Origin of the sequence: Bariatricus sp. TF06-38A (assembly GCF_027690675.1) — a bacterium.
Taxonomy (GTDB): domain Bacteria; phylum Bacillota; class Clostridia; order Lachnospirales; family Lachnospiraceae; genus Allocoprococcus; species Allocoprococcus comes.
The window spans coordinates 45,985-62,183 of the sequence record NZ_JAQFCE010000017.1; the positions used below are offsets into that span (position 1 = coordinate 45,985).

The 16,199-nt window shown below is 44.7% G+C and carries 14 protein-coding genes; 12 read left to right on the forward strand and 2 right to left on the reverse strand.

Going from position 1 to position 16,199, the window contains the following annotated elements:
• Positions 1–4: 4 nt before the first annotated feature.
• The 5 genes from secA (at position 5) to PG418_RS12760 (ending at position 6,627) form a co-directional block, all read left to right on the forward strand.
• Positions 5–2,572: a preprotein translocase subunit SecA gene (secA, locus tag PG418_RS12740; protein ID WP_055156979.1), complete on the forward strand. Its 2,568-nt coding sequence runs from the start codon at positions 5–7 to the stop codon at positions 2,570–2,572.
• 50 nt (positions 2,573–2,622) lie between these two features.
• A protein-coding gene (gene prfB, locus PG418_RS12745) for a peptide chain release factor 2 (RefSeq protein WP_117556961.1) occupies positions 2,623–3,733 on the forward strand; the annotation gives its coding sequence in 2 pieces (ribosomal slippage) (positions 2,623–2,697 and positions 2,699–3,733; 1,110 coding nt in all).
• Positions 3,726–4,166 carry an ACT domain-containing protein gene (locus PG418_RS12750; RefSeq protein WP_008374505.1) on the forward strand — a complete coding sequence of 147 codons (441 nt, stop codon included), beginning with the start codon at positions 3,726–3,728 and terminating at the stop codon, positions 4,164–4,166. The genes prfB and PG418_RS12750 overlap by 8 nt, the downstream gene beginning before the upstream one ends.
• Positions 4,167–4,174: 8 nt before the next feature.
• The gene (locus PG418_RS12755; protein WP_022220282.1) at positions 4,175–5,392 is read left to right on the forward strand and encodes a homoserine dehydrogenase; all 1,218 of its coding nucleotides are present in this window, start codon (positions 4,175–4,177) and stop codon (positions 5,390–5,392) included.
• Between the two features lie 26 nt (positions 5,393–5,418).
• The gene (locus PG418_RS12760; RefSeq protein ID WP_008374509.1) at positions 5,419–6,627 is read left to right on the forward strand and encodes an aspartate kinase; all 1,209 of its coding nucleotides are present in this window, start codon (positions 5,419–5,421) and stop codon (positions 6,625–6,627) included.
• A gap of 68 nt (positions 6,628–6,695) precedes the next feature.
• Here PG418_RS12760 and PG418_RS12765 read toward each other — a convergent pair whose 3' ends face one another.
• Positions 6,696–7,145 carry a CYTH domain-containing protein gene (locus PG418_RS12765; RefSeq protein ID WP_498837481.1) on the reverse strand — a complete coding sequence of 150 codons (450 nt, stop codon included), beginning with the start codon at positions 7,143–7,145 and terminating at the stop codon, positions 6,696–6,698.
• A 132-nt stretch (positions 7,146–7,277) separates the two neighbouring features.
• Between PG418_RS12765 and PG418_RS12770 the strand changes: the two genes are divergently transcribed.
• The 7 genes from PG418_RS12770 to yihA all read left to right on the forward strand — a co-directional run bounded on the left by PG418_RS12770 (position 7,278) and on the right by yihA (position 14,820).
• Entirely contained in the window at positions 7,278–7,829 is a 552-nt protein-coding gene (locus tag PG418_RS12770; protein WP_008374514.1) for a DJ-1 family glyoxalase III, read from the forward strand.
• Positions 7,819–8,499: a hypothetical protein gene (locus tag PG418_RS12775; RefSeq protein ID WP_055261079.1), complete on the forward strand. Its 681-nt coding sequence runs from the start codon at positions 7,819–7,821 to the stop codon at positions 8,497–8,499. Before PG418_RS12770 ends, PG418_RS12775 begins: the two co-directional genes overlap by 11 nt.
• An 83-nt stretch (positions 8,500–8,582) precedes the next feature.
• Positions 8,583–9,869, forward strand: coding sequence for a trigger factor (gene tig, locus PG418_RS12780; RefSeq protein ID WP_055246719.1), 1,287 nt, complete (start codon positions 8,583–8,585; stop codon positions 9,867–9,869).
• A 40-nt stretch (positions 9,870–9,909) separates the two neighbouring features.
• Positions 9,910–10,494 (forward strand): ATP-dependent Clp endopeptidase proteolytic subunit ClpP, encoded by a 585-nt coding sequence (clpP, locus tag PG418_RS12785; RefSeq protein ID WP_008374523.1) that lies wholly within the window; start codon positions 9,910–9,912, stop codon positions 10,492–10,494.
• A 64-nt stretch (positions 10,495–10,558) separates the two neighbouring features.
• Positions 10,559–11,809 (forward strand): ATP-dependent Clp protease ATP-binding subunit ClpX, encoded by a 1,251-nt coding sequence (gene clpX / locus PG418_RS12790; RefSeq protein ID WP_008374524.1) that lies wholly within the window; start codon positions 10,559–10,561, stop codon positions 11,807–11,809.
• Between the two features lie 79 nt (positions 11,810–11,888).
• Positions 11,889–14,228: an endopeptidase La gene (lon, locus tag PG418_RS12795; RefSeq protein WP_498837482.1), complete on the forward strand. Its 2,340-nt coding sequence runs from the start codon at positions 11,889–11,891 to the stop codon at positions 14,226–14,228.
• On the forward strand, positions 14,218–14,820 hold the full coding sequence (gene yihA / locus PG418_RS12800; RefSeq protein ID WP_008374529.1) for a ribosome biogenesis GTP-binding protein YihA/YsxC: 603 nt from the start codon (positions 14,218–14,220) through the stop codon (positions 14,818–14,820). Before lon ends, yihA begins: the two co-directional genes overlap by 11 nt.
• A gap of 151 nt (positions 14,821–14,971) precedes the next feature.
• Here the strand turns inward: yihA and fucO are convergent, their stop codons facing one another.
• Complete coding sequence (fucO, locus tag PG418_RS12805) at positions 14,972–16,117, reverse strand: lactaldehyde reductase (protein WP_227119948.1); 1,146 nt, start codon at positions 16,115–16,117, stop codon at positions 14,972–14,974.
• Positions 16,118–16,199: the final 82 nt, after the last annotated feature.

Sequence of the window (16,199 nt, forward strand, 5' to 3'; positions counted from 1 at the left end):
TAAAATGGGAATTATTGAAAAGATATTTGGAACGCACAGCGAACATGAATTGAAGCGAATCTACCCGATCGTGGATCATATTGATGCGCTGGAGCCGGAGATGCAGAAGCTCTCCGATGAGGAATTGAAAGAAAAGACGAAAGAATTCAAGGAGAGGCTTGCAAAAGGAGAGACACTGGACGATCTTCTTCCGGAAGCGTTTGCTGTTGTAAGAGAGGCAGCTGTCCGTGTACTTGGAATGCGCCACTACCGTGTACAGATGATCGGGGGTATCATCCTGCATCAGGGCCGTATTGCCGAGATGAAGACCGGTGAAGGTAAAACACTTGTATCTACACTGCCGGCATACTTAAATGCACTGACCGGAGAAGGGGTGCATATTGTAACAGTCAACGACTATCTGGCAAAGCGTGATGCTGAGTGGATGGGAAAGGTTCATGAATTCCTGGGACTGACTGTTGGAGTTGTTCTGAACCAGATGGATAATGATGAACGACGTGCAGCGTATAATTGCGATATCACTTATGTGACGAATAATGAACTTGGTTTCGATTACCTCCGTGATAACATGGTTATCTACAAAGAACAGCTGGTACAGCGCGGTATGAAATATGCACTTATCGATGAGGTTGACTCAGTTCTGATCGATGAAGCGAGAACACCGCTTATCATTTCCGGACAGAGTGGAAAGTCAACCAGACTTTACGAAGCATGTGATGTTCTGGCAAGACAGCTGGAGAGAGGTGAAGCAAGCGGGGAATTCTCTAAGATGAACGCCATTATGGGAGAAGAGATCGAAGAGACCGGAGACTTCATTGTCAATGAAAAAGAAAAGAATATCAACCTGACCGAAGAGGGTGTGAAGAAGGTTGAGAAGTTCTTCCATATTGAGAACCTTGCTGACCCGGAGAACCTGGAGATCCAGCACAACATCATTCTGGCACTGCGTGCACATAATCTGATGTTCCGTGACCAGGATTATGTAGTAAAAGATGATGAGGTCCTGATCGTTGATGAATTTACCGGACGTATCATGCCGGGACGCCGTTATTCTGACGGACTTCATCAGGCAATCGAAGCAAAAGAGCATGTAAAGGTCAAGAGAGAAAGCAAGACTCTGGCTACCATTACATTCCAGAATTTGTTTAATAAATATGAGAAGAAATCCGGTATGACAGGTACAGCCCTCACAGAGGAACAGGAGTTCCGTGATATTTACGGAATGGACGTTATTGAGATTCCGACGAATGTTCCGGTACAGAGAATTGACCTGGAGGATGCCGTTTACAAATCAAAGAAAGAGAAATTTAACGCGGTTATTGATGCTATCTGTGAAGCGCATGAAAAAGAACAGCCGGTTCTGGTTGGTACGATCACGATCGAAACTTCCGAGCTCCTCAGTAAGATGCTCAGTAAACGCGGCGTAAAACATAATGTACTGAATGCCAAGTTCCATGAACTGGAGGCTGAGATCGTTGCACAGGCAGGACAGCATGGGGCTGTTACGATCGCAACCAACATGGCAGGCCGTGGTACGGATATCAAGCTTGATGAAGAATCAAGAGCAGCCGGCGGACTGAAGATCATCGGTACAGAACGTCATGAATCCCGTCGTATTGACAACCAGTTGCGTGGACGTGCCGGACGTCAGGGCGATCCGGGAGAATCCAGATTCTATATTTCTCTGGAGGATGACCTGATGCGTCTGTTCGGTTCCGAGAGACTGATGGATGTATTTACCAAGCTTGGAGTAGAAGAAGGAGAACAGATCGAGCACAAGATGCTTTCAAGTGCGATTGAGAAGGCTCAGAAGAAGATTGAGAGCAATAACTTTGGTATTCGTAAGAACCTGCTTGAATATGACCAGGTAATGAATGAACAGAGAGAGATCATCTACGATGAAAGACGCAGAGTCCTTGACGGTGAGAATATGAGAGATTCTATCTTCCATATGATCACAGACTTTGTGGAAAATACTGTCGATGCCAATCTTTCTGAGGAACAGGATTTTGAAGAATGGGATCTTGGAGCAATGAACCGTGAACTTCTGGATGTGATTCCAACGCTTCCGCCGGTTACGGAGGAGGATGCAAAGGATAAAGAGCCAAAAGAGATCAAGCATCTCCTGAAAGAACGTGCTGCAAAAGCATACGAAGAAAAAGAAGCACAGTTCCCGGAAGCAGAGCATCTGCGTGAGGTGGAGCGTGTGTTCCTTCTGCGTGTGATCGATGCAAAATGGATGGATCACATTGATGATATGGATCAGTTACGTCAGGGAATCGGTCTGCAGGCTTACGGACAGAGAGATCCTCTGGTTGAATACAAGATGATCGGATATGATATGTTCGGTGAAATGACACGTGCAATCGAAGTGGATACAGTCAGACTTCTCTTCCATGTTAATGTAGAACAGAAGGTTGAAAGAGAACAGGTTGCAAAGGTAACCGGTACCAATAAAGATGACAGTGTTGCAAAGGGTCCAAAGGTACGTGCCGAGAAAAAGATATATCCAAATGATCCATGCCCGTGTGGAAGCGGCAAGAAATACAAACAGTGCTGTGGAAGAAAATAAATACGACTGTTTGGATTTTTATATAATTTTATGAGATTTGAGGTGATACAGTGGTTGAATTAGACGGATTTAAGCAGACATTAAATGCGTATGAAGAACCCCTGAAGGAAATGAGGGATTCACTTTGACCTGGCAGGCAAAGAAAAACGGATTGAAGAGCTGGAAAGAAAGATAGAAGAACCGGGGTTCTGGGACAAGACAGAGCTTTCGCAGAGGATCATGAAGGAACTCCGGAAAATGCAGGACTGTGTGAAGGAGGTCCGGGATCTGGAAAGTTCATATGAAGATATCAATGCACTGATTGAACTTACGGAAGAGGAAGAAGACCGGGAGATGATCAAAGAGATCCAGCGTGAGATCGCTAAATTTGAAAAAGAATTTGAAGATCTCAGGATCCGGACGCTTCTTTCGGGAGAATATGATTCCTGCAATGCAATCGTGACACTGCATGCAGGAGCCGGAGGAACAGACAGCTGTGACTGGGCAAATATGCTGTATCGTATGTATACAAGATATGCACAGTCAAAAGGATTTCAGATAACCGTGCTGGACTATCAGGACGGAGATATTACCGGACTGAAAGGAATCACGTTTGAAGTAACGGGAGATAATGCATATGGCTATTTTCAGTCAGAAAAGGGAGTGCACCGTCTGGTGCGTATTTCTCCGTTTAATTCAGCAGGCAAGAGGCAGACATCTTTTGCATCCTGTGATGTGATACCGGATATTGAAGATGATATTGACATTGAGCTGAATGACGACGACCTGCGGATCGATACCTACCGTTCGAGCGGAGCCGGAGGACAGCATATCAACAAGACTTCGTCTGCAGTGCGGATCACGCATCTTCCGACAGGAATCGTAGTGCAGTGCCAGAATGAACGTTCGCAGCTTTTTAATAAGGACAAAGCGATGCAGATGTTGAAAGCCAAGCTGTATCTTTTGAAAAAGCAGGAGCAGGAAGAAAAGGTATCCGGCATCCGGGGGGAAGTTCAGGATATCAATTTTGGAAGCCAGATCCGATCCTATATTTTACATCCTTACAATCTGGTCAAGGATCACCGTACCGGTGAAGAGACCGGAAATGTAAGTGCAGTTCTGGATGGGGAGCTGGATCCATTTATCAATGCTTATCTGAAACAGAGGAGTAACAATGGATAATACAAAGTACTATGTGGTAAAGAAAAAAGCAGTGCCGGAGGTGCTCATAAAGGTTGTCGAGACAAAGAGACTGCTCGCAACCAGACGTGGAATGACTATTCAGGAAGCGACAGAAGAGATCGGTATCAGCAGAAGTTCTTTCTATAAATATAAGGATGATATTTTCCCATTTCACGAAAATGAAAAAGGAAGGACTGTTACGATGGTTATTCAGCTTGATGATACACCGGGGGTTATGGCAGAGCTTTTAAACGCGGTGGCAAGGTATCAGGCGAATATCCTGACTATTCACCAGAGTATTCCGATCAACGGGGTGGCAACACTGACGCTCAGTGTGGAGGTGTTGCAGACAACGAAGAATCTGTCGGAGATGGTGGAAGAGATTGAACAGCATTCAGGTGTGCATTATTTGAAAATCGTAGGCAGGGAGTAGACAAAAAGATGAAGATTGCAGTATTGGGTTATGGTACCGTAGGTTCTGGTGTGGTAGAGGTTCTGGATGTAAATCAGAAGCTGATCGCGTCACGGGCAAAAGAAGAAATTGAAGTAAAATATGTGCTGGATCTGAGAAATTTCCCGGGAGATAAGATCCAGGAAAAGATTGTTCATGATTATGAGATTATCCTGAATGATCCGGAGATTGGAATTGTAGTAGAAGTGATGGGCGGTGTGGAACCGGCGAATACCTTTGTCAGAAAAGCACTGGAAGCAGGAAAAAGTGTTGTGACATCCAATAAGGCGTTGGTTGCCAAGCATGGATCCGCACTCCTTAAAACAGCACGGGAAAAGAATGTGAATTTCCTTTTTGAAGCAAGTGTGGGAGGGGGGATTCCAATCCTCCGGGCACTTGGATCATCCCTGACAGGTGATGAGATCGAAGAAATCGCGGGAATCCTGAACGGAACAACCAATTACATGATGACCAGGATGTTCTACGAGGGAGCGAACTATGAAGAGGTTCTCCGTGAAGCACAGAAGAATGGATTTGCAGAGGCAGATCCGACTGCTGATGTGGAAGGACAGGATGCATGCCGGAAGATCGCGATCCTTGCATCGATCATCTCAGGAAAATATGTGGATTTTGAAGAAATTTATACCGAAGGTATTACAAAGATCACAACAGAAGATATGCAGTATGCAAAGGCTCTGGGAATGAATATCAAACTTCTTGCTGAATGTAAGCATGTGGACGGAACTCTTTATGCGGGAGTTGCACCGGTGCTTCTTCATGCAGAACATCCGCTTTACAGTGTGAATGGTGTATTTAATGCCGTATTTGTAAAGGGGAATATGCTGGGAGATGCGATGTTCTACGGAAGTGGGGCAGGAAAGCTTCCGACTGCAAGTGCGGTTGTGGCTGACATTGTGGCAGTTGTACAGAATCAGGGCAGAGATATCATGAATTTCTGGAGCGAAGAAAAGCTTACATTGGAAGACAGAAGCAAGACCAGCAAGAAGTTCCTGGTGCGAATCCTTGGAAATGAGGATGCGTTCAAAGAACGAATCGGCAATGATTTTGGTGAAGTAAGATTTGTAGAGGCAGGGGTCAATGGAGAATTTGGTTTTGTCACACCGGTGATGACCGAGGGAGAATATGAGGAAAAAGCAAAAGCTTATCCGGAAATTCTGCATATGATAAGAGTACAAGAAGAAGTATAAAAGTGCAGGAATTGTAGGAGGAAATTATGCTGGTAGTTAAGAAATTTGGCGGCAGTTCAGTTGCAGATAAAGAGAGGATCTTTAATGTGGCAAGACGCTGCGCAGAAGAGTATCAGATGGGGAATGATGTGATCGTTGTTCTCTCTGCAATGGGAGATACAACAGATGAACTGCTTGAGAAGGCAGCCGAGATCAATCCGTATCCATCAAAACGAGAACTTGATATGCTCCTTACCACGGGAGAGCAGGTATCTGTGGCACTGATGGCAATGGCACTTCAGTTTTTGAATGTTCCGGCAATCTCGCTGAATGCATTCCAGGTAAAGATGCATTCTACGGCGCGGAACGGAAATGCAAGATTTAAAAGAGTGGATACAGACCGTATCACCCATGAACTGGAGAACCGTAAGGTCGTGATCGTAACCGGATTCCAGGGAGTCAACCATTATGGAGACTATACCACACTTGGAAGAGGTGGATCCGATACGACAGCTGTGGCACTTGCGGCTGCAATGCATGCAGACAAATGCGAGATTTATACAGACGTAGACGGTGTTTACACTGCAGACCCGAGAGTGGTACCGAATGCACGCAAAATCGAAGAGATCACCTACGATGAGATGCTGGAGCTTGCAACATCAGGGGCAAAGGTTTTACATAATCGTTCTGTAGAGATGGCGAAAAAATACGGGGTTGAGCTGGTTGTACGTTCCAGCCTGAACACAGAAGAAGGAACCCTGGTCAAGGAGGTAGCAAAGGTGGAAAAAATGTTAATTACCGGCGTTGCGGCAGATAAAAATACAGCGAGAATTTCAGTAATGGGTGTAGAAGACAAACCAGGTACTGCATTTAAGATTTTTAATACACTTGCAAAGCATAATATTAACGTAGATATTATTCTGCAGTCAGTTGGACGTGATGGAACAAAAGACATTACGTTTACTGTATCACAGGATGATCTTAAAGAGGCAATGGAAGTTATGGAAGCCAGAAAAGAAGCCCTTACGATCAAAGAGATGAATTATAACGAAAAAGTTGCAAAGGTATCGATCGTAGGAGCTGGAATGCTCAGCAATCCGGGCGTTGCTGCGACCATGTTTGAGTCACTGAGCAATTCCAATATCAATATCAATATGATTTCTACATCAGAGATCCGTATCACGGTTCTGATCGATGAAAAAGATGCAGACCGTGCACTGGTTGCAATCCATGACGGATTTGGTCTGGAAGACTAATAAAAAGAATGTGGTCGCAAATGTACCGGATGGCGCATTTGCGAAAGAAAAAAGGATTGGGAAATTTCTCAATCCTTTTTCTGACTCAGTGTACTGTTATGATATTTGCTGGAAAAGGTGACATCCTCACCAAACCAGTCCGGCGGGGTAAAGGAATTTGCCTCTTCTTCGGAAGAAAATTCGACTTCGGCAAGGAGAAGAGGGGAGAGATCACCGGCGAAGACATCAAGCTCGATCGTGAGATGCTCTTCGTAAGGGATGCAGTAGCGTTCTTTTGTGATAATGCGCCCGTCTGCCTTTTCGCGCAGATGGCAGTAGGCTTCCTCGGTAAGAGGAAGATTATGTTCTTCACGCATCATCAGACCTTTGGATTTGTAGGTCAGGATGTAGTCATCAGCATCTCTGCGGACACGGACAACCGGTTCGGTGCATAGATAAGCCTGCTCAAGTGTGCGGTGCGGATAAGCTTCAAGGTGATCCGGAAGCTTATGAATCAGATATTTGCGTTCAATTTCCATGGGAAAGCCCTCCTTATACATTCATTAACAGTATAGCGGAGTTTTTCAGGGGAGACAAGGCAGAAAGTTGCCATTTTTGCAGGCTTCTGTTACAATGGGGAACATCAGGAAAAAGAAAGGATGGACAAGATTATGAATGAAGTATGTGTATTTCTTGCAGATGGATTTGAAGAGATTGAAGGTCTTACGGTCGTTGATCTTTTAAGAAGAGCCGGGATCGAGACCAGAACCGTTTCCATCATGGGACAGGAAGAAATCAAGGGGGCACACGGAATTATAGTAAAAGCAGACAGCTTGTTTGAAAATACAGATTTTTCAGAGGTGAAGATGCTGGTGCTTCCGGGGGGGATGCCGGGAACAATCCATTTAAAAGAACACAAAGGTCTTGAAGAGCTGATCCTAAAACATAATGAAGAAAAAAAATATCTGGCTGCAATCTGTGCGGCACCGACCGTATTTGGCGGAATGGGAATCCTGAAAGGAAAGAAGGCAATCTGCTATCCGGGAATGGAAGAAGGACTTATCGGAGCGGAAGTTACCTGTCAGCCGGCAGTGACAGATGGACATATCACAACCAGCCGGGGACTTGGAACCGCGATCGATTTTGCACTTGCGCTGATCAGCGAGCTGCGGGATAAAGAAAGCGCAGATACCATTTCAAAGCAGGTAGTCTATGAACGGTAGTTTCTGGAAAAAGAGAAAAGCAGGCAGTGTGTTTCTGGCAGTGCTGCTTTTGACTACACTGCTTGCCGGATGTGGGATCAATGAAGGAAAGGCGGAAAAATATGTGCAGGCGAACCTGGATCTGACTTTTCAGGGACAAACCCAGGAAGCAAAAGAAATCCTCGGAGCATCAGACAGTGATCTGAAAAAGGTCTATGAGAACGGGATCAATGCTTTTGTTCAGGACTGTCTGCTAAATGGTGTGGAGACGGAAAATGACTTTTCTGAGACATATGGTGTATTGATCAAAGAGATCTTTAGTTCCGCCCGTTATCAGGTAAGTGGTGTAAAAAAGACGGGGAGTAAGACCTGTGAGGTGACGGTAAAGTACCAGCCGGTGGATGTATTTACCCGCTTCATGCCGAAGCTGAAGGAAGAGTCCGAGAAGATCCAGGCAGACAAAGATGCAGGAAAGTACAGTGGAACAGATGAAGAAATCAAAGAGGCAATGGTGCTGGATTACATGACCGGTGCATACAGTCTTTTAAGAAGTTCTTATCTTGATATGCAGTATGGAGAGAAGCAGGAATATACCTTTACCGTGACGCAAAAAGGGCGGAATACCTGGTCGCTCGGTGATGAGGAATTAAATGGCTTTATAGAACGAATTTTAGAGCTTGATAAACTGTAGAAGTTGTGCTATACTTGTAAAATGATTGTAATGTAGATAAGTCTGTCGACTTTTTGCATATGTAAATTTAGGAGGAAATGGTAATGAGTTTACAAGTTGAACAGTTAGAACACAATATGGCGAAACTCACAATCGAAGTTTCAGCAGAAGAATTAGAAGGAGCACTTCAGAAAGCATACCAGAAACAGAAAAGCAGAATTAATGTTCCTGGATTCCGTAAAGGAAAAGTTCCGCGCCAGCTCATCGAAAAGATGTACGGACCGGAAATCTTCTATGATGATGCAGCAAACGCTCTGATTCCGGAAGCATATTCAAAAGCATACGATGAAAGCGGACTTGAGATCGTATCTCAGCCGAAGATCGATGTAACACAGATCGAAAAAGGAAAACCGTTCATCTTCACAGCTGAAGTAGCTACAAAGCCGGAAGTAGAACTTGGCGAATACAAAGGAATCGAAGTTCCGAAATATTCTAACCGCGTAACACAGAAAGAAATCGACGCTAAGCTTGAGGAAGAACAGCTTAAGAACGCAAGAACAATCACAGTAGAAGGACGTCCGGTACAGGATAAAGACGAAGTTGTCCTTGATTTTGAAGGATTTGTAGACGGAGAAGCTTTTGAAGGTGGAAAAGGAGAAAACTATCCGCTGACAATCGGTTCAGGATCTTTCATTCCAGGATTTGAAGAACAGCTGATCGGTGCAGAACCGGAAAAAGAAGTTGAAGTTAAGGTTACATTCCCGGAAGATTACCATGCAGAAGACCTCAAAGGAAAAGAAGCTGTATTCAAATGCACAGTTCATGAGATCAAAGCAAAAGAACTTCCGGAGCTTGATGATGAATTTGCTTCAGAAGTATCAGAATTCGATACTCTTGATGAATTAAAAGCTGATATTAAAGCTAAGATCAAAGAGCAGAAAGTAAACGATGGCAAGAGAGCACAGGAAGATGCAGCTGTAGATGCGATCATCGAATCAGCTAAGATGGATCTTCCGGAAGCTATGGTTGATACACAGGCAAGACAGATGCTTGATGAATTCGCTCAGAGAATGCAGCAGCAGGGACTGACTCTTGACCAGTACATGCAGTTCACAGGCATGACAGCTGACAAGATGATGGATGAACTTCGTCCGCAGGCTGAGAAGAGAATCAAGACAAGACTTGTTCTTGAAGCAATTGCAAAAGCAGAAAACATCGAAATCACAGATGAAAAATTAGACGAAGAGATCGCTAAGATGGCAGAAGCTTACCAGATGGAAGCTGACAAGCTTAAGAGCTTTATGGGCGACAAAGAAAAAGAACAGATGAAGCAGGATATGGCAGTTCAGGAAGCAATTACATTTGTAGTTGACAATGCCGTAGAAAAATAAGTATCTGTTTCATATTTTAATATAGCAGGAGGAGTGTTACATGAGTAGTTTAGTACCTTATGTCGTTGAACAGACAAGCCGTGGAGAACGCTCTTACGACATTTATTCAAGACTTTTAAAAGATAGAATCATTTTCCTGGATACCGAAGTGAATGATGCATCAGCGAGCCTGATCGTAGCGCAGCTGCTGTTTCTGGAAGCAGAAGATCCGGAAAAGGATATCCAGTTTTATATTAACAGTCCTGGCGGATCAATTTCAGCAGGTATGTCGATCTACGACACTATGAATTACATCAAATGTGACGTCTCTACGATGTGTATGGGAATGGCTGCAAGTATGGGAGCCTTCCTTCTCGCAGGCGGAGCAAAGGGAAAGAGATATGCCCTTCCGAATGCAGAGATCATGATTCACCAGCCTTCAGGCGGTGCACAGGGTCAGGCAACCGAGATTGAGATCAATGCACAGCATATTCTGAAGATCAGAGAAAGAATGAACAGATTGATGGCTGCAAATACAGGTCAGAGTTATGAGACAATTTGTGCAGATACGGAAAGAGATAACTGGAAGACTGCCGAAGAAGCTTTGGCATATGGATTGATTGATAAGGTTATTACAAGCCGTTAACGGGAAAAGGGAATGTCCTTATTGGGACATTCCCTTTACGTGTAAAAAAGTGCGAGGTAAGAATATGGCAGGAAAATATGAAGAAATCGTAAGATGTTCTTTTTGCAATAAACCACAGAGTCAGGTACGCAAGATGATCGCCGGACCAAATGGGGTGTTTATCTGTGACCAGTGTGTGGATGTATGTACTGAGATCATTGAAGATGAACTTGGTTATGAAGAAGAAAATGCATATGATGATATCAATCTTCTGAAACCGGAAGAAATCAAGGCATTTCTGGATGATTATGTGATCGGACAGGACGAAGCAAAGAAAGTACTTTCTGTTGCGGTATATAATCACTATAAGCGTATTATGGCAGAAAAAGATCTGGGCGTGGAGCTTCAGAAGAGTAATATCCTGATGGTAGGACCGACAGGATGCGGTAAGACTTTTCTGGCACAGTCTCTCGCAAAAATTCTGAATGTACCGTTTGCAATTGCAGATGCAACTGCGCTTACAGAAGCGGGATATGTCGGAGAAGATGTAGAGAATATTCTTCTTAAGATCATTCAGGCAGCAGATGGTGATATTGAACGTGCAGAGCACGGAATCATTTATATCGATGAGATTGACAAAATCACAAGAAAATCTGAGAATCCGTCGATTACCCGTGATGTATCAGGAGAAGGTGTTCAGCAGGCACTTCTGAAGATCCTGGAAGGTACAATCGCAAATGTACCGCCACAGGGTGGACGTAAGCATCCGCAGCAGGAGATGATCCAGATTGATACCACCAATATTTTATTTATCTGTGGTGGAGCGTTTGAGGGAATAGATAAGATCATAGAGAACAGAATAGATAAGAAATCCATTGGATTTGAGGCACAGATCGCGCAGCGGCATGAGGAAGATATCGACCGGCTTCTGCAGCAGATTCTTCCACAGGATCTTGTGAAGTTCGGACTGATCCCGGAACTTGTAGGACGTGTGCCGGTAACTGTATCCCTGGAACTTCTGGATAAGGAAGATCTGATCCGCATTCTGACGGAACCAAAGAATGCGATTGTAAAACAGTACCAGAAGCTTCTGGAGCTGGATGATGTGGAACTGGAATTCGACAAAGAGGCGCTGGAGGCGATTGCTGAGACTTCCCTGAAGCGTAAGACAGGAGCCAGAGGACTCCGTGCGATCATGGAAAATGTAATGATGGATATCATGTATAAAGCACCGTCTGATGAGAATCTGAAATACTGTCTTGTGACAAAAGAGGCAGTACTTGGGGAGAAAGCACCGAGTACAGAAAAGATCGAAGCAAGACCGGAAAGTGCATAAGAAAATCAGACGTATGGAAATGGGTGCTGACGGTTAAGGCCAGAAGCATCCATTTTTATTTAACAGGAGAAAAAACTATATGAACAGAACAGAAAGTCTGCCAATGGTTGCCCTGCGGGGAATGACAATTCTGCCGGAGATGGTGGCACATTTTGACATCAGCCGGGAACGCTCGATTGAAGCGGTTCAGGAAGCGATGGCAAGCGACCAGAAGATTTTTTTGCTGACACAGAAAGATGTGGAAGTGGAAAATCCGGGAGAAGCAGATCTCTACCGTGTGGGAACAGTTGCGACAGTAAAACAGATCATCAAACTGCCAAAACAGATTCTGCGGGTGCTTGTATCAGCAGAAGAACGGGCGGTTTTAAATACAATAGAATTTGCAGATCCGTATCTTCGGGCAAATATTACGATCCCGGAAGAGAGTGATCCGGATATTGCAGGCGAGATCAACCGGGAAGCGATGACGCGGGGACTTCGGGATCTGTATCTGGATTATGCGGCGAGAATGCCGAAGATCACAAAAGATATGGTAAACCAGATCAAAGAGATCACGGAATTGAAAAAGATGGTGAATCAGGTGGCAGCGAATATGCCTCTGGATTACCGGGAATTGCAGGAAATTCTGGAAGAACTTGATTTTGACAGACGTTATGAGCTTATTTCCTTTAAGTTAGTCAATGAGATGCAGATCATGAACATCCGCGATGAGATCCAGATGAAGGTGAAAGAGCGTGTGGATAAGCATCAGAGAGAATATATCATGCGCGAACAGTTGAAGCTGATCCGAGAAGAGCTTGGTGAGGATACTACAATTTCCGATGCGGAGGAATTTGCACAGAAGACAGAAGCGCTGGATGCACCGGATGAGGTAAAAGAAAAGCTGAAAAAAGAGATCAGCAGATTTAAAAATTCCATGCAGAGTCCGGCAGAAGCGGGCGTGATCCGTACATATATTGAAACCATGCTGGAAATGCCATGGAATAAGCGGGCCGAGGATTTTACAGACATTGCATATGCGAAAGAGCTTCTGGAAGCAGAACATTACGGACTAGAAGAGGTTAAAGAACGTGTGCTGGAGTTTCTGGCAGTACGTGCTCTTACGAAAAAGGGTGACAGCCCGATCCTGTGTCTGGTAGGTCCTCCGGGAACTGGAAAGACATCCATTGCAAGATCACTTGCAAAAGCACTGAGAAAACCGTATGTGAGAATTTCTCTTGGCGGTGTCCGTGATGAGGCTGAAATCCGTGGACACAGAAAAACTTATGTTGGTGCAATGCCGGGACGGATCGCAAACGGTATTAAGAGCGCCGGGGTAAAGAACCCGCTGCTCCTTCTGGATGAGATTGATAAAGTCAGCACAGACTATAAGGGAGATACTTTTTCTGCGCTTCTGGAGGTGTTGGACAGTGAACAGAACAACCGTTTCCGTGATCATTATCTGGAAGTCCCGGTCGATCTGTCTGAGGTGACATTTGTAACGACGGCTAACTCGCTGCAGACAATCCCCCGGCCACTTCTTGACCGTATGGAAGTAATTGAGGTCAGCAGTTATACGGAGAATGAAAAGCTGCATATTGCGACAGAACATCTGATTCCAAAGCAGTTGGAAAGACATGGACTAACAAAAGAACAGCTTACAATCAGCAAGGGCGTGATCTGGAAAATTGCGCAGAACTACACCAAGGAAGCCGGTGTGCGTCAGATGGAGCGTGAAATTGGTAATATCTGCAGGAAGGCTGCCAGAGAGATCTATGAACATGATAAAAAGAGAGTTCAGGTAACAGAGCGGAATATTGAAAAGTATCTTGGAAAAGAAAAGTACACCTATCAGATGGCAAATGCCGAGGATGAGGTGGGAATCGTCCGTGGTCTGGCATGGACCAGTGTAGGAGGAGATACCCTGCAGATTGAAGTGAATGTAATGCCAGGAAAGGGTGAGATCATTCTGACGGGACAGCTTGGCGATGTGATGAAAGAATCTGCGCAGGCAGGAATCAGTTATATCCGGTCAATCAGCAGTAAATATAAGGTTGCTGAAGATTTCTTTGAAAAACATGATATCCATATCCATATTCCGGAAGGGGCAGTTCCGAAAGATGGACCTTCAGCCGGTATTACGATGGCGACTGCGATGCTCTCTGCAATTACAGACAAGAAAGTGCGTGCTGATCTTGCCATGACGGGTGAGATTACGCTGAGGGGAAGAGTACTTCCGATCGGAGGACTGAAAGAGAAGCTCCTGGCGGCAAAGAATGCCGGAATCAGGACGGTACTTGTACCGAGGGAGAACAAAAAAGATGTGGATGAACTTTCTTCTGAGATCACAAAGGGACTGGAGATCATTCCGGTATCGCAGATGGAAGAGGTTCTGAAAATCGCACTTATGCGTACACGGAGGAAAAAAGATGGTAATTAAGAATGTAAATCTGGAAACAGTCTGTGGAATTACAAGTAAACTGCCGGATCACACTTTGCCGGAGATCGCATTTGCCGGAAAATCCAATGTCGGTAAATCCTCTCTGATCAATGCACTGATGAACCGGAAGGCGCTTGCCAGAACTTCGGCAAAACCTGGAAAAACACAGACCATCAACTTTTACAATATCAACGAAGAAATGTATCTGGTGGACCTTCCGGGATACGGTTATGCAAAGGTTTCCGAGCAGGAGAAGGCACAGTGGGGAAAGCTGATCGAGCGTTATCTTCATGGCTCTAAACAGCTGCGAGCCGTCTTCCTTCTGATCGATATCCGTCATGATCCATCTGCGAACGATAAGATGATGTATGACTGGATCGTGGATCAGGGATTCAATCCGATCATTATCGCGACAAAGCTTGATAAGCTGAAGAGAAGTCAGGTACAGAAGCAGGTAAAGGCAATTAAGACCGGACTGAAGCTGCTTCCGGGAACTGTTGTGATTCCTTTCTCAGCAGAGACAAAGCAGGGACGGGATGAGATCTGGAATCTTGTAGACACAGAATTCCTGGGAAAAGGAACGGAGGAATAACCTTGAAAAATTCACCCCCGCAAATTCCGCTTTGGGCGGGATTTGTGGGGGTCGCTTTTTCTAGTTGGTTGGCAAGAAAAGCAAGTGGGATACCAATTTTTAGAATGTGGATATCATTTTAGATTTCTTGCCAGATTATATAAATTTTTGATTACATCAGTTTTCTAAACAGATCTTTCAGATCTTCTACGGATGCGTCTTTTGGATTTCCAGGTGCGCAGGCATCGGCGTGGGCAGATTCTGCGAGGAACTGGAGATCTTCTTCTTTGAGGGCTTCGAGTTTGGATGGGATTCCTACGTCTTCAGAGAGTTTGCGGACTGCATCTACAGCTGCTTTTCTGTATTCTTCCTGAGACATATTATCTACGCCTTCAACTCCCATTGCGCGGGCGATTTCACGGTATTTTTCTCCGGTGCAGTCTGCGTTGTATTCCATTACGATCGGAAGCATCATTGCACATGCAACACCGTGTGGTGTGTCATAGACTGCTCCAAGGGTATGAGCCATTGAGTGAGCGATTCCAAGACCTACGTTTGAGAAGCCCATTCCGGCGATGTACTGTCCAAGAGCCATTCCTTCTCTTCCTTCTTTGGTGTTTTCAACAGCACCGCGGAGAGATTTGGAGATAATCTCGATTGCTTTTAAGTGGAACATATCTGTCATTTCCCATGCGGCTTTTGTGGTGTAGCCTTCGATCGCATGAGTTAATGCATCCATACCGGTTGAAGCGGTCAGTCCTTTTGGCATAGAGGACATCATTTCCGGGTCTACAACAGCGATGATCGGCATATCATGTGGGTCTACACAGACGAATTTACGTTTCTTTTCTACATCTGTTACTACATAGTTGATCGTAACTTCTGCAGCAGTACCGGCTGTTGTCGGAACGGCAATGATCGGAACGCAAGGTTTCTTTGTCGGAGCTACACCTTCCAGGCTTCTTACATCTTCAAATTCCGGGTTTGCGATGATGATACCGATTGCTTTGGAAGTATCCATAGAAGATCCGCCGCCGATTGCGATGATGTAATCAGCACCTGAATTTTTGAAAGCCTGTACACCGTGCTGTACGTTCTCGATAGTCGGATTTGCTTTGATATCAGAGTAGATTTCGTAAGAAAGTCCTTCTTTGTCTAAGATATCTGTTACTTTGGAAGTAACATTGAATTTGATCAGATCCGGGTCAGAACATACAAGAGCTTTTTTGAAACCATGAGCTTTTGCTTCTGTTGCAATCTCTGCGATTGCACCTGCTCCGTGATAAGATGTCTGATTTAACATAATTCTGTTTGCCATGATACATATCTCCTTTTCGTTTATGGTAAAATCACTTGTTTCTGATACTATTTTAACTATAAGAAGGCGGTAAAAAAAGTTA

Excerpts from the sequence above, each read along its gene's own strand:
- secA (WP_055156979.1), top strand. The coding sequence starts at position 5 with ATGGGAATTATTGAAAAGATATTTGGAACGCACAGCGAACATGAATTG.
- PG418_RS12750 (WP_008374505.1), top strand. The coding sequence starts at position 3,726 with ATGGATAATACAAAGTACTATGTGGTAAAGAAAAAAGCAGTGCCGGAG.
- PG418_RS12755 (WP_022220282.1), top strand. The coding sequence starts at position 4,175 with ATGAAGATTGCAGTATTGGGTTATGGTACCGTAGGTTCTGGTGTGGTA.
- PG418_RS12760 (WP_008374509.1), top strand. The coding sequence starts at position 5,419 with ATGCTGGTAGTTAAGAAATTTGGCGGCAGTTCAGTTGCAGATAAAGAG.
- PG418_RS12765 (WP_498837481.1), bottom strand. The coding sequence starts at position 7,145 with ATGGAAATTGAACGCAAATATCTGATTCATAAGCTTCCGGATCACCTT.
- PG418_RS12770 (WP_008374514.1), top strand. The coding sequence starts at position 7,278 with ATGAATGAAGTATGTGTATTTCTTGCAGATGGATTTGAAGAGATTGAA.
- PG418_RS12775 (WP_055261079.1), top strand. The coding sequence starts at position 7,819 with ATGAACGGTAGTTTCTGGAAAAAGAGAAAAGCAGGCAGTGTGTTTCTG.
- tig (WP_055246719.1), top strand. The coding sequence starts at position 8,583 with ATGAGTTTACAAGTTGAACAGTTAGAACACAATATGGCGAAACTCACA.
- clpP (WP_008374523.1), top strand. The coding sequence starts at position 9,910 with ATGAGTAGTTTAGTACCTTATGTCGTTGAACAGACAAGCCGTGGAGAA.
- clpX (WP_008374524.1), top strand. The coding sequence starts at position 10,559 with ATGGCAGGAAAATATGAAGAAATCGTAAGATGTTCTTTTTGCAATAAA.
- lon (WP_498837482.1), top strand. The coding sequence starts at position 11,889 with ATGAACAGAACAGAAAGTCTGCCAATGGTTGCCCTGCGGGGAATGACA.
- yihA (WP_008374529.1), top strand. The coding sequence starts at position 14,218 with ATGGTAATTAAGAATGTAAATCTGGAAACAGTCTGTGGAATTACAAGT.
- fucO (WP_227119948.1), bottom strand. The coding sequence starts at position 16,117 with ATGGCAAACAGAATTATGTTAAATCAGACATCTTATCACGGAGCAGGT.